At 34.9% G+C, this 14,038-nt stretch carries 11 protein-coding genes; 7 read left to right on the top strand and 4 right to left on the bottom strand.

What is annotated here, in order from left to right; genetic code table 11:
• The first annotated feature begins 79 nt into the window (after nucleotides 1-79).
• The 3 genes from zntB to J3U35_RS03455 all read left to right on the top strand — a co-directional run bounded on the left by zntB (nucleotide 80) and on the right by J3U35_RS03455 (nucleotide 3,636).
• Entirely contained in the window at nucleotides 80-1,081 is a 1,002-nt protein-coding gene (zntB, locus tag J3U35_RS03460) for a zinc transporter ZntB (RefSeq protein ID WP_065558201.1), read from the top strand.
• Between the two features lie 377 nt (nucleotides 1,082-1,458).
• Nucleotides 1,459-1,728, top strand: coding sequence for a GNAT family N-acetyltransferase (locus J3U35_RS11545; RefSeq protein WP_411596574.1), 270 nt, complete (start codon nucleotides 1,459-1,461; stop codon nucleotides 1,726-1,728).
• A 15-nt stretch (nucleotides 1,729-1,743) separates the two neighbouring features.
• On the top strand, nucleotides 1,744-3,636 hold the full coding sequence (locus J3U35_RS03455; RefSeq protein ID WP_267359592.1) for a DNA topoisomerase III: 1,893 nt from the start codon (nucleotides 1,744-1,746) through the stop codon (nucleotides 3,634-3,636).
• An 84-nt stretch (nucleotides 3,637-3,720) separates the two neighbouring features.
• Here the strand turns inward: J3U35_RS03455 and J3U35_RS03450 are convergent, their stop codons facing one another.
• A complete protein-coding gene (locus J3U35_RS03450) occupies nucleotides 3,721-4,410 on the bottom strand; it encodes a hypothetical protein (RefSeq protein WP_267359590.1) in 690 nt (229 codons plus the stop codon).
• Between the two features lie 699 nt (nucleotides 4,411-5,109).
• Here J3U35_RS03450 and mgtA point away from each other — a divergent pair.
• On the top strand, nucleotides 5,110-7,818 hold the full coding sequence (gene mgtA, locus J3U35_RS03445; RefSeq protein WP_267350767.1) for a magnesium-translocating P-type ATPase: 2,709 nt from the start codon (nucleotides 5,110-5,112) through the stop codon (nucleotides 7,816-7,818).
• A gap of 478 nt (nucleotides 7,819-8,296) precedes the next feature.
• Here the strand turns inward: mgtA and J3U35_RS03440 are convergent, their stop codons facing one another.
• Nucleotides 8,297-8,509 carry a YdcH family protein gene (locus J3U35_RS03440; RefSeq protein ID WP_065558206.1) on the bottom strand — a complete coding sequence of 71 codons (213 nt, stop codon included), beginning with the start codon at nucleotides 8,507-8,509 and terminating at the stop codon, nucleotides 8,297-8,299.
• Nucleotides 8,510-8,614: 105 nt separating this feature from the next.
• Between J3U35_RS03440 and J3U35_RS03435 the strand changes: the two genes are divergently transcribed.
• Both J3U35_RS03435 and J3U35_RS03430 read left to right on the top strand, forming a co-directional pair.
• The gene (locus tag J3U35_RS03435) at nucleotides 8,615-10,132 is read left to right on the top strand and encodes a helicase HerA-like C-terminal domain-containing protein (RefSeq protein ID WP_267359588.1); all 1,518 of its coding nucleotides are present in this window, start codon (nucleotides 8,615-8,617) and stop codon (nucleotides 10,130-10,132) included.
• 70 nt (nucleotides 10,133-10,202) lie between these two features.
• Nucleotides 10,203-11,285: an AI-2E family transporter gene (locus tag J3U35_RS03430; protein WP_267350769.1), complete on the top strand. Its 1,083-nt coding sequence runs from the start codon at nucleotides 10,203-10,205 to the stop codon at nucleotides 11,283-11,285.
• Between the two features lie 21 nt (nucleotides 11,286-11,306).
• Here the strand turns inward: J3U35_RS03430 and bcp are convergent, their stop codons facing one another.
• Both bcp and hemL read right to left on the bottom strand, forming a co-directional pair.
• Nucleotides 11,307-11,783 (bottom strand): thioredoxin-dependent thiol peroxidase, encoded by a 477-nt coding sequence (gene bcp / locus J3U35_RS03425; RefSeq protein WP_267359586.1) that lies wholly within the window; start codon nucleotides 11,781-11,783, stop codon nucleotides 11,307-11,309.
• Nucleotides 11,784-11,853: 70 nt separating this feature from the next.
• Nucleotides 11,854-13,149: a glutamate-1-semialdehyde 2,1-aminomutase gene (hemL, locus tag J3U35_RS03420; RefSeq protein WP_267359584.1), complete on the bottom strand. Its 1,296-nt coding sequence runs from the start codon at nucleotides 13,147-13,149 to the stop codon at nucleotides 11,854-11,856.
• Nucleotides 13,150-13,306: 157 nt separating this feature from the next.
• Between hemL and erpA the strand changes: the two genes are divergently transcribed.
• The gene (erpA, locus tag J3U35_RS03415) at nucleotides 13,307-13,645 is read left to right on the top strand and encodes an iron-sulfur cluster insertion protein ErpA (protein ID WP_065558211.1); all 339 of its coding nucleotides are present in this window, start codon (nucleotides 13,307-13,309) and stop codon (nucleotides 13,643-13,645) included.
• Nucleotides 13,646-14,038: the final 393 nt, after the last annotated feature.

Genomic DNA, 14,038 nt, shown 5'->3' with positions numbered 1-14,038 from the left:
ATAAATTAAGTTAATCAATCGCTCCATTTTTAAGCAATTTCAGTATATAATTAAGAAAACTTAACAAATGGGGCTTATAATGACGAATGAAAATAGTGAAAATTCCGTTCCTGTTTCAGATCTTATATCAGCAAAACCTGTTTTTAGTTGTCAATTTGATGGTAAAGGTAAAGCCAATCCTTTAAGTAATGATTGCCAAGCGACGGTGCAAAAGCCATGTTGGATCCATCTGGATTTTGCTAAATCAGAAACGATTAAGTGGATTAATCAGACAAAATTGATTCCGGATTTAGTGAAAAATGAGTTAATTAAACCCAACCAAATATCGAAAGAAATTCGTTTTGATACGGGTATTTTAGTCGTATTAAAAGGTGTCAATTATACGCCAAATGAATTACCCGATCCGATTGTAACCTTCCGTTTTTATATTACCGATAATCTAATTGTTTCGACCCGACATCAACAAATTGATGCGATTTTCCAATTAAAAGATAATTTAGAAAAAGGAATAGGGCCTGTTGATGTTGCTGATTGGTTAATTCAAGTATCCGAACTCATTAGTGATCAAGTCAATTTATCGTTTGATAGTGTACATAACAAAATTGTTAAACTTGAAGACTTAGTATTAAATCAGCGAATTCTTTCACATAAAGAAATTGGTCGAGTACGTAAACAGTTGATCATTCTTCGTCGATTATTATCTCCGCAACGGGATATTTTTGTTAAAATTTCAACCGAAAGGATTTCTTGGATTGATGATAACGATCGCCAACGTCTACATGATATTTCTAATCAACAAAGCCACTATGTGTCAGATATCGATAGTTGCTTATTGCGTCTTGCCTCGATTATGGAGCAAATTAATAGCTTTTTGGCAGAATCGACCAATAAACGAATCTATTTAATGTCACTATTTACCATTATATTTACACCAATCACGTTTATAACCAGTTTACTTGGTGTCAATCTTGCCGGTATTCCGTTTAGTGAGCATCCTTGGTCTTTTGTTGGGTTAATCTTGATTCTTATTGTTATTTCTATTGTTTCTGCCATTTGGCTTAAGTTCAAAAAGTGGTGGTAAAAACCCGTTTTAAAATCACGACAACTAAAACATGATAAAGCTGAATTTTGTAACATAATTAATCAATTAAATGATATTTTAAAAGCTTTAACATGCATTGTTGACGAGGTATTGGCAAAGTGATAAGTGTTGTGCTTTCAATCTTAGTTGATTTTAGTCTTGTGATAAGATTATAAATAATAACTGCCCTCTTTAGGGTATTAGGATTACTTAAGCTGACTAAGCTTAATCCCGTTCTTTTAATGCATTGTAAAAATTAGGTTATTTTTGTGTTTATTGTTGAGAATGATTATCTGCAAATTATTGCGCTTGAATGGCGTTAAGACTTATGTAACAATTTTCAACCTTAATGAGCATTAATAACAGACTCAGCAGGATTGGAAATTTTAAAGGATAATATGATAATTTATGGAGCCTTACCGTATTTGGCCTATCACACTGGTTTTAAGATTGAATGGTACACGACAAAGCAAAAAAGTCGAAAAGAACAAGGTTTGATGTGTTTAGACAAACTTATTTTAATTTGTTTTTATTGTCGCATTCTGACTTGCAGGGATGCTGACAAGGCATTGTCTTTGAAGATGTTAAATCATTTAAATTTTAGCGTTAAATCATCCTATCAAACTTATTTTGTTTCAAATTTATGATTAAGACTAATAATTATGCAATCTAATCAAACTTATCGTCTGTTTATTGCTGAAAAGCCCAGTCTAGCAAGGGCTATTGCCGATGTTTTGCCTAAACCACATCAAAAAGGAACGGGTTTTATCAAAGCCGCTAATGGCGATATTGTGAGTTGGTGTATCGGACATCTTTTAGAACAAGCCACCCCAGAAGTGTATGATGATCGCTTTAAAAAATGGGTGATTGATGATCTACCTATTGTTCCGGAAAAATGGATTTTGATGCCAAAAGGGAGTACAAAAAGCCAATTTGATATTTTAGTCGAATTGATTAAATCTGCCGATCAGATTGTGCATGCAGGCGATCCAGATCGAGAAGGGCAATTATTAGTCGATGAAGTTTTGAATTATTGTCAACTCACGCCCGATAAACGCAAAACAATTAAGCGTTGCTTGATTAGTGATTTAAATGCCAGTGCAGTTGAAAAATCGCTTGAACAATTACGCAGTAATCAAGATTTTATTCCGCTCTCTACGTCAGCGCTTGCAAGAGCCCGTGCTGATTGGTTGTATGGTATTAATATGAGTCGTCTTTGTACGCTGGTGGGGCAACGAGGCGGGTATCGAGGAGTGTTATCCATTGGACGGGTACAAACGCCTATTCTTGGTTTAGTGGTAAGGCGTGATTTAGATATTGAAAAGTTTGTTCCCAAACCGTTTTATGAAGTTTTTGCTGTACTAGAAACCCAGCATAATGAAATATTTAAGGCCAAGTGGCAACCTAGTGAAGCTTGTGCTCCTTATCAAGATGAAGAAGGGCGAGTTTTAGTCAAAGCATTAGCCGAAAATGTTTGTCAAAGAATTAAAGATCAAACCGGTATTATTGAAAAGGTCAGTAACAAAAAGAAAGAAGTTGCACCGCCTATGCCATTTAATTTATCCGCTCTTCAAATTGAGATGGCTAAAAAAAATGGATTAAGTGCACAAGATGTGCTTGATATTTGCCAGTCACTATATGAAAAGCATAAACTGATCACCTACCCGAGATCCGATTGTCGTTTTTTACCCGAAGAGCATCTTAACCAAATAATCAGTGTAAAATTAGCAATGGAAAATAATTGCCCGGATTTACAGCCTGCTATTGAAAACGCTGATTTTAGTTTGCGGACAAAAGCTTGGAACGATAAAAAAGTTGAAGCGCACCATGCCATCATTCCAACACAGCGCAAGGCTAAAATGGACAATTTAACGGATAATGAAAAATTAGTTTATCAGGTGATTGCAACCCAATATTTAGCACAATTTTATCCTGTATATAAATACGCTGAATTACAAATTGATGTTGATATTCAAGGTGGAAAATTTATTGCTAGAGCAACGCAAATGCTTGAAGCAGGCTGGAAAGCGTTGTTTGGAACGAAAACTTTACAAGCTGATCAATCCGAAGCGGATGCAGAGAGTAATGGATTGTTAACTAAATTAGTGAAAAAAGGGGAGGCAGTGCAGTGTATTGATGCTGAACTTATCAGTAAAGAAACACAACCCCCTAAACCTTTTAATGATGCAACTTTACTTTCCGCAATGACAGGTATTGCAAGATTTGTTAAAGATCCAGAGATTAAAAAAATATTACGGGAAACCGATGGTTTAGGCACAGAAGCAACCCGAGCAGGAATAATAGAACTGTTATTTAAACGTCAATTTTTAACTCGACAAGGCAAAACAATTCGTGCTACTCCAGTTGGACGTAAGTTAATTTTATCGTTACCGGATATTATGTCTATCCCCGATATGACTGCGCATTGGGAACGACAATTAGATGAAATCAGTAAAAAGGCATTTTCTTACCAACAATTCATGAATCAGTTAAATCAATCATTGCTTGAACTTGTAGAGCAGCTTAAAAATGCCCGTTTAAATATACGTGCTTAGTTCCCATATAACTATTAAGGCGACGTAAAGCCCAGATTTGTCGCCTTATTTATTACCACAGCAGATAAAGCCTTCGAAATTGGGTTATGATTGATGCGATTCTTCTTTACTCATTATGGATTTTTCAAAACTAGGATTACTATTATTACTTTCTTGAATAATGCGAACTAGTTGGTCATTAGCACGCTTTAAAAAAGTGTCGTCTTTCAAAATCAATCGATAGGTATTAAGCCTTTTTAAAGGCGCTATGGCGAACTGAGTTGCAATCAGTAAGATAATAAAAATGGTTATCGCGGCAATGATTATATTAATCATTGAATTTGATCTAAAAACGGTATCAAGATTCGATATCACCATAATAAAAGCGAGAATGAACCCAACACATAATAGAATGACTTCTTTAACTAAAAAAGGATTGACTGCTGTTATTTTATTTTGTCTGATACAAAAGTATTGGGTTAGTGAATTTAATTGTAATAAATTGATGATGTTTTTAATGTCAGCATTAATTAACGAAATTGCGATTCTTTCTTTATTCATGTCACCGGTTTGATAAAAACAGACCTTGTCCCAAAAAAGTTTACTTTTAATATTATTCAAGTAATCCTTTTGGTATTTTGGCTTAGGTGTCTTTTCTAAAATATCAGCATATATAATGATATTATCGAGGTATTGATTGGGTGATCTTTTTCGATTGAAAAACCATAAAAATGAAAGTGCGAAAATGATCACGAAATTTAACCAATTAGTGTCGAGTAATGTTATGAGTTCCACTTTCGTTTTCCTTGCGTTGAACAGTATTAGTTATTGTAAATGATATTAAGTTTTGTGTGTATTATTTATATACAAAAAAGCATTTGTTGGGGCGATAAGTGCTGTTTTTAAGCTGTTATGACCTTTTTAAAGGATTATTGGTTGACTTATTTTGGCTAAAGGCGTATAAATTGCCCGCCTTTGAGCTTTTCTTACTTTTTTAACTATTAGGTGGTTAAAAATGAGGGTTAAGAAAAGTTGAAATACAAAGTGTTGAGTTCAATTTTATAGGAGAACTATGGACGCTCAATCGGGTCACCCCATATATGGGGAGATGTATTCAAACACAAATCATTATCGGTTAATGAACCTGTCTAAATAATCATTTTTTCAGTTCACGCGCCGAAATTGATCGAACGGTAACGGTGAACGATATGCAATTTTTTACACGCTATCACACAAATTCAAAACATCATGGTGCGCACATCTTAATGTTGTGTTCATTACTTTTTTCAGAAAAACATTTAGAACCACCGAGTTGTATCTAATTCTTAATTAAATTATCTCGCTAAATTATTTTTTGCTCAGCCATCGCTTTGAGTGCGGTCATGCTGTTGCATTAAAGTCTTAGCTATTCAATTAGTTACTTTGCTTATTGTTATTTTTTAACAGTGAGTAGGCATATTTTTGTCTAAAAAATTATGAATATAGGTACATAAGATGACCAAAAACACTACAAAAATTCATTCACAAACAAGCTCAGATATTAAAGCAATTCATGAAGCTCAACATAGCTTAGATAGCATTTTATCTAAATTTCAATCGAGCTTGTCCGGTTTAACGCAAGAAAATGCAAAATCAAGATTAGAAGAGTATGGCAAAAACGAAGTAGCCCGAGAAAAAGTCCCTTCAGTATTTATGCAACTATTAATGGCGTTTAATAATCCATTTATTTTTGTGTTACTTATTTTAGCGGTGGTTAGTTTTGTCACGGATTTCTGGTTACCTTTACAAAAGGGGGAAGAAACCGATCTAACTAGTATTATTATCATTTTAACCATGGTTTCATTAAGTGGTTTATTGCGTTTTTGGCAAGAGTTTCGATCTAATAAAGCCGCTGAAGCGCTCAAATCGATGATTCGAACAACGGCAACGGTATTAAGACGTCCGCATAAGGATATGAATCCTGAACATTTTGAAATTCCGTTAAGCGAGATTGTGCCTGGTGATATTGTCTTTTTATCGGCAGGGGATATGATTCCTGCGGATATCCGCTTAATTGAATCACGGGATCTTTTTGTTAGCCAAGCGGTACTGACAGGTGAGTCTATACCTGTTGAAAAATATGACACTTTAGGCGCCGTTTCACAAAAGACAACCGATGAAATTAATGCATCGGATATTGATAAAGATAATGTTCTTGATGTGAATAACGTCTGTTTTATGGGGACGAATGTGGTAAGTGGAACAGCTAAGGCAATTGTGGTTGCCACAGGTGCAGACACGCATTTTGGATCATTAGCTAAATCCATTGTTGGTTCCCGTGCTGAAACGTCATTCGATCGAGGTGTGAATAGTGTTAGTTGGTTACTGATCCGTTTTATGCTTATTATGGTGCCAATTGTTTTTGTGATAAATGGTATTTCAAAAGGAGATTGGGGCGATGCGGCTTTGTTTGCTTTGGCAGTAGCGGTTGGATTAACGCCTGAAATGTTGCCGATGATTGTCAGTGCTAACCTGGCTAAAGGTGCGGTTGGAATGGCAAAGCGTAAGGTTGTTGTGAAACGTCTTAATGCGATTCAAAATTTTGGTGCAATGGATATTTTATGTACCGACAAAACCGGTACATTGACACAAGATAAAATTATCCTTGAACATCATCTTGATAGTTATGGTCAAGTTGACCCAGCTGTATTAGAACTCGCTTGGTTAAACAGCTATTATCAAAGTGGTATGAAAAACCTAATGGATAAAGCCATTATCCGTTTCACTGAAGAGAAAACCAGTGTTAAAAAAGTCGGGGTTGGACTTTATAAAAAGATTGATGAATTGCCATTTGATTTTGTTCGTCGTCGTTTATCGGTTGTGGTGCAAAATGGTAATGATGATCATTTGATGATTTGCAAAGGTGCCGTTGAAGAGATGCTGTCTATTTCTCGTTATGTTTATCAAGACGGTGAATATTTGCCATTAGATGAAAAACGCAAACAAGAGTTAATCGAACTTGCTCATAACTACAATAAAGAAGGTTTCCGAGTTTTAGCGGTGGGATTAAAAAATATTTCTGCTTCACAAACAAAAACGCAATACAGTGTCCAAGATGAGACTGACCTTGCAATTCGAGGGTTCTTAACGTTTTTAGATCCGCCAAAAGAGAGCGCATACGAAGCCATTTCTGCATTAAATGAACATGGTGTAGGGGTAAAAGTTTTAACTGGTGATAATGAAATTATTACCATAAAAGTGTGTCGTGAAGTGGGTCTAGAGCCAGGAACTCCCTTACTGGGTACCGAAATTGAAAAAATGGATGATGATGAACTCAAAGAACAAATTGAGCAACGTACTATTTTTGCTAAATTAACACCTTTACAAAAATCACGAATCATCCGTTTATTACAAGAAAATGGTCATACAGTGGGCTTTTTAGGCGATGGTATCAATGATGCACCTGCATTACGTGACGCCGATGTTGGTATATCGGTGGATACGGCAACCGACATTGCGAAAGAATCAGCGGATATCATTTTGCTTGAAAAGAGTTTAATGGTGTTGGAAGAAGGGGTAATTTGCGGTCGAGAAACATTCGGTAATATTATGAAGTATTTGAATATGACTGCCAGTTCAAACTTTGGTAATATTTTTTCGGTGTTAGTTGCCAGTGCATTTTTACCTTTTTTACCTATGCTAGCAATTCATTTGTTGATCCAAAATTTATTGTATGATATTTCACAATTATCATTACCTTGGGATAAAATGGATGATGAGTTTTTACAAAAGCCTCGTAAATGGGATGCGCAAAATATCAAACGATTTATGATTTGGATTGGACCAACATCTTCTATTTTTGATATTACTACCTATGCGTTAATGTGGTTTGTGTTCAGTGCAAATAGTGTCGAAGTACAATCATTATTCCATTCTGGTTGGTTTATTGAAGGGTTACTTTCACAAACTTTAGTTGTGCATATGTTAAGAACACAAAAAATTCCATTTGTTCAAAGTACAGCAGCGTTTCCGGTCATTGTGATGACATTATTGATAATGATCGTAGGTATTTATATTCCATTTTCACCAATAGGAAGTTTGATTGGTCTTGCACCTTTACCTTGGTCATATTTCCCATGGTTAATTGCCACACTACTATCTTATTGTTTTGTTGCGCAGTTAATGAAACGAATTTATATAAAACGTTTTGGGCAATGGTTCTAAATTTATTGTTAGCGCAAGTAGGCGATATGGAAGTCGCTTACTAAATAACCAAAATAATTGGTAATACCGTTAATTTATGCTAAAGTAACTACCATTATTGGAGATGGCGAGTATTTTATACAAAATACCTGATAAGGATATTGCTAGTCACTCTTTAAAAATTCCATACATTTTCGTGGTGTGATAACTATAACAAAAAGAGGAAATTAAAATATGAAAACTCCACATAAAAATATTATTGTATTGATTAAAAATCGTAAAAAAAGAACGACAAAAGAACAATTAAACAAGTAAAAATTCGTTTTATTATTAAATTTTTTTAGTTTTTGTTTTATCTGTTATCATCATAAACCCCTTGTTTGGGGTTTATTTATATTTATTGCTTTTGATAAAAGCACCTACATCAACATTGTTTTCACAACACTAATTTTTTGAATAAAGATTGACTAATACGCTATTGATGTTTTTTATCCCGTATTTATGCCTGATTTTTTAAGATTGTGTGTATTTCATCTTTAAGTTTAAGTTTCTGTTTTTTTAAGTTTTCGATAGTTTCGGATGTGTCGATTTCGATACCTGACTCAATATTTTTAATTTTTTGATCCAAAGCATTATGTTGATCAAATAATTTTTGAAATCGTAAATCTGTATTTTTTAATTTTGAAATTAATTCTCGATATTCTGGAAACATAGTGGCTCCTTATGTTGGCTAATGAATGGTTAAATCGTCGATATTGCATTCTTAGCTTACAATATTACTGATTGTTTTAATAGCAATTTAATGAGGATTTAATGTATGAGTGAATCTATCGTTATAGCCAAAAGCAATGGCAAGGATTTATCTATTATCAGCGCATTAGCCAATCGTCATGGTCTCATTTCTGGTGCAACAGGTACCGGTAAAACAGTGACGCTTCAAAAAATGGCAGAGAGTTTTTCTCATATTGGTGTACCGGTATTTTTGGCTGATGTTAAAGGGGATTTGACCGGTTTGGGTGAGAAAGGGATTTTAACAGATAAACTTAAAGCACGCCTAACAAGCATTGGGGTAACTGATTGGCAACCTGAAGCCTCACCCATTGAATTGTGGGATGTGTTTGCAGAAAAAGGGATTCCGGTGCGAAGTACCGTTTCGGATATTGGTCCAATTTTATTAGCACGATTATTAAATCTTAATGATATTCAATCAGATGTATTACAACTGGTATTTAAAATTGCCGATGACAATAATCTTTTATTACTGGATTTTAAAGATTTACGAGCCTTAGTGCAGTTAATTGGTGATAATGCAAAAAAATTTACGTCTGAATACGGCAATATTTCTTTATCATCGATTGGTGCCATACAACGCAGTTTATTATCGCTTGATCAAGAAGGGGCAGAATATTTTTTAGGTGAACCTATGCTTGATATTCAAGATTTAATGAAAACCGATGCCAACGGTCACGGTATGATTAATATTTTAGCTGCAGATAAATTATATAACTCACCTAAATTGTATTCTGTTTTTTTGTTGTGGTTGCTGTCAGAACTGTTTGAACATATGCCTGAAATTGGTGATCCTGATAAACCTAAATTAGTCTTCTTTTTTGATGAAGCGCATTTACTATTTAATGATATTACCCCCGCTTTATTACAGAAAATTGAGCAGGTAGTCAGACTGATTCGCTCTAAAGGCGTTGGTATCTATTTTGTTACTCAAAATCCTACCGATATTCCCGATACCGTTCTTGGTCAGCTTGGCAATCGTGTCCAACATGCGCTTAGGGCATTTACGCCTAAAGATCAAAAAGCAGTAAAAGCCGCGGCTCAAACTATGCGAGCTAATCCCAATTTAGATACCGAAAAAGTGATTATGGAATTAGCTGTCGGCGAAGCCTTAATTTCTTTTTTAGATGAGAAAGGGCGTCCTAATATGGTCGAGCGTGGTTTTGTTATTGCACCAAATTCTAAAATTGGCCCAATTACACCTGAAAAAATTCCTGAGATTATTAAACAATCGCTATTTTATGATAAATATGCTAAAACTGTCGATCGGCAATCCGCTTATGAGAAAATAAAAGCAGGTTTTTCATTGGATAATTCAGCTAACGTTCAATCAGCTGATGATGATAATTCAACAGAACCAGCTGAAAAATCCAGTAGTGGTGGTTGGTTAGATATGCTAAGTTCGCTGTTTTTTGGTCATAAAGGCCCAAGATGTGGTCAACAAGATGGCTTTGCGCAAAAAGTTGCTCGAAGCGCAACGCGACAAGTAGCCAATGAAATCGGTCGACGCATTACTCGTGGTATTTTAGGTGGATTTAAACGATAAATGCATTGGGCTTATAATTTATCGTATTGAAACTTAATCTAATATAAACAGCAAAATAGGAGTGTTTGCAATGTTTAAATTGTTTGTGGAATGGTATAAAAGACGATTCAGTGATCCGCATGTGGTATCGTTGATAGTGGTTTTAGTCTTCCTGTTTTTAATTATTTATTTTTTTAATAAAATTCTTTTACCTGTTTTCATTGCAATCGTGCTTTCCTATTTGCTTGATACCCCAGTCAATTTTTTGTATCGAAAGGGCATTCCACGCACTTTTGCGGTTATCATTGTATTACTCATTTTTCTTCTTGTTGTTTTAGCATGTTTTATGATTCTGGTACCTTTAGTTTGGCAACAAAGTATTAGTTTGATAACCAATATTCCAAACATGCTCAATTTTGCTAATAAGTTTTTGACATCACTGCCGGAACACTACCCCGAACTGATTGATGTTGGATTATTTGATTCTATTATTCAAGGCATTACTAGCAGAGTCGTGCAAACCGGAAATTCGTTATTACAATTCTCTATTGTTTCCCTGTTTGGTCTTGTTTCAGTTGCAATTAATGCCGTGCTAGTCCCTATTATGATGTTTTTCTTTTTGAAAGATAAAGCAAAAATATGGGGATATTGTTCTCGTATTCTGCCTAAAAATCGAGGAGTGTTAAATAAAGTCGCCGCTGAAATGGATACGCAAATTGCTAACTATATTGTAGGCAATGTTTTGCATATTCTTATTCTTGGTATTAGCGTGTATATTCCATTTTGGTTTTTTGGTTTAGATTATGGATTATTATTGGCGGTAATTGTAGGGCTTTCGGTGTTGATTCCTTATATTGGGATTATTATTTCAAGTATTCCGGTTATTCTTATTGCTCTATTCCAATGGGGCATCAGTCCAGAATTTGGGTATTTGATTTTCTTTTATGTGCTTATTCAGGCTTTAGACGGTAATTTGTTAGTTCCTTGTCTTTTTTCCGAGAAATTGAATCTTCATCCATTAGTAATTATTTTAGCGGTGATTGTATTTGGTGGATTATGGGGATTTTGGGGAATATTTTTTGCTATCCCACTTGCCACTTTAGTCAAAGCAATTATTAATGCTTGGCCAAATCCGGATGAGATTAATAGTTTTGATAAAGTAAAAGCAGATTAGGTTAATCTGCTTTTAAGATGTCTATTTTGAGTGGTTTTTGAGGTAATCTAAAACCACTTCATGGTGATTACTGGTTTTGAAATCGTCAAAGACTTTTTCGATTTTTCCATCAGTCCCAATTAAGAAACTAATACGGTGAATGCCGTCATAGGTTTTTCCCATAAACTCTTTTTCACCCCATGTGCCAAAAGCTTCACATAATTCATGCTTTTCATCAGAAAGCAACGTAAAGTTTAATAATTCTTTTTCTGAAAATCTTGATAGCTTTTCTGGCTTATCTGTACTAATGCCAATGATTACCACATTGTATTTTTTGAGGTCATCAGCACAATCCCGTAAATTACAAGCTTGAACTGTACAGCCAGGTGTCATGGCTTTGGGATAGAAATAGATCAACATACGTTGACCTTTAAAGTCTTTAGAGCTTATTAGCTCTCCATCTTGGTCAGGCAACGAAAATTGAGGTGCTTTTTCACCTTCTTTAAGTGGATTAACCATAAATTAATTACCTATGTTAATAGTTTAATATTTTAATCGCTAATGGTATCAAAAACTTTGTGTCATCAATTTAACTTATCTTACTAAAAAAACGACTTGCTGCATCAATAGTATGATTGATTTCTTTATCTGTGTGCATAAGTGACATGAAACCTGCTTCAAAAGCTGACGGTGCAAAGTAAACACCTTCAGTGAGCATATGATGATAGAATTTTTTGAATAATTCAATATCACAATTCATTACATCTTGATAACTGCTTACTTCGGAAGCATTTGTAAAGAAAAATCCGAACATCGCACCCGCTTGATTGACCGCAAAAGGAACTTTATGCTGTCTGGCAGCGGATAAAAGTCCGTTTGTTAGCGTTTTAGTTTTCTCCTCTAATTCTTGATAAATACCTAAGTCCATCAATTTGGTTAAGGTTGCATATCCGGCTGCCATGGCAACAGGATTACCCGAAAGCGTACCAGCTTGATAAATTGGTCCGGTTGGCGCTAATTGTTGCATGATATCTGCACGACCACCAAATGCGCCCACAGGCATTCCCCCTCCAATGATTTTACCTAAACAAGTCAAATCGGGGACAATGTCATAATAATCTTGCGCTCCACCTATTGCTACCCTAAATCCTGTCATCACTTCATCAATAATTAACAGTGCCCCATAGTCATCACAAAGCGCTCTTAATCCTTGTAAAAACGATTTTTTAGCTGGGATACAATTCATGTTGCCGGCAACGGGCTCAATAATAATCGCGGCAATTTCATTTGGATATTGTTCAAACTGTTTTTTAACTGATTCAAGGTTGTTATAATCACATACTAAAGTATGCTTAACAAAATCATTAGGTACGCCGGGTGACGTCGGATGTCCAAAAGTAAGAGCACCTGATCCAGCTTTTACCAATAGATAATCAGCATGACCATGATAGCATCCTTCAAATTTAATGATTTTATCACGCCCGGTAAAACCTCGTGCCACGCGTATTGCACTCATGGTTGCTTCAGTACCTGAGTTGACCATGCGTAGCATCTCTATCGATGGCATAAGTTCAGTGACTAAATTGGCGACTTTAGTTTCAATTTCGGTCGGAGCACCAAAACTGAGTCCATTACGCACAGCGTGAATGACTGCGTCAGCTACGTCTGGATCATTGTGTCCAAGGATCATTGGACCCCATGAGCCTACATAATCGATATAGGCTTTTTCATCAACGTCATAAATATAAGCACCATTGGCACGCTCAATAAATAAGGGTATTCCACCCACGCCATTAAAAGCCCGTACAGGTGAATTTACGCCACCAGGTAAAACGGATAAAGCTTGATGAAAGAATATTTCGGATTTTAATGATTTTGTAAACATATGTTGTATTCTCATTGAAGAAATATGGTGGTATTTATTCATAGTTTCAAAATTATTTCAAGCAACTAAACAAAAATTTAAATAATAGAGTTTTTCATTTTGTAATTTCTTTTTTACACAGTATATAATAAGCAGATCAAGACAGTAGGAGAATAAAATGGGCAATGCTTTACCAATTAATTTTACTGATGCTGCAGCGAATAAAGTAAAAGCGTTAGTCACCGAAGAAGAAAACCCAAATCTTAAATTAAGGGTTTATATTACAGGTGGAGGATGTAGTGGATTTCAGTATGGGTTTACTTTTGACGAGAAAGTAAACGAAGATGATTTAGCCATAGAGAAAAATGGGGTATCGTTGGTTATCGATCCTATGAGTTTACAATACTTAGTTGGCGGTACCATTGATTATGTAGAAGGATTACAAGGCTCACGTTTTGTGGTTGATAATCCTAATGCAACAACGACTTGTGGTTGTGGTTCGTCATTTAGTGTTTAATCTTCAGACCCAAAAATTTTGGGTCTGCGTTCTAAGCAATAATTCATTTTAGAGTTGTTAATATCATAGATAAAAGTTACTCCAATAACATTTCCTTACCAAACTAATCTTGTCACTAAAAAGTTTAATTATAGCGCTATTTTTTGAGCATACTCAGCCGTTAGCTATTGATCCATTAAACATTATGGATGATTACATTATTTTTGTTCAAGCAGTGGATCTGACTTATCTAAAAAATTGAATTTTATTAAACAACTAAAACATCTTTAATTAAATGATTGATAAAGTTTTTTAGTAAAATGTTGATATAAGTTAGTAATAATATGCTTACAAAGGTGTCGTTAAGACAGTGATAAAATAAGTCGATGAAAGAAGGATAAAGAGAGATAGATG

Origin of the sequence: Gilliamella sp. B2717 (assembly GCF_026536675.1) — a bacterium.
Classification (GTDB): Bacteria; Pseudomonadota; Gammaproteobacteria; order Enterobacterales; family Orbaceae; genus Gilliamella; species Gilliamella apicola_I.
Note: the sequence above shows the minus strand (reverse complement) of the source record. Positions and strands in the feature narration are given on the sequence as shown.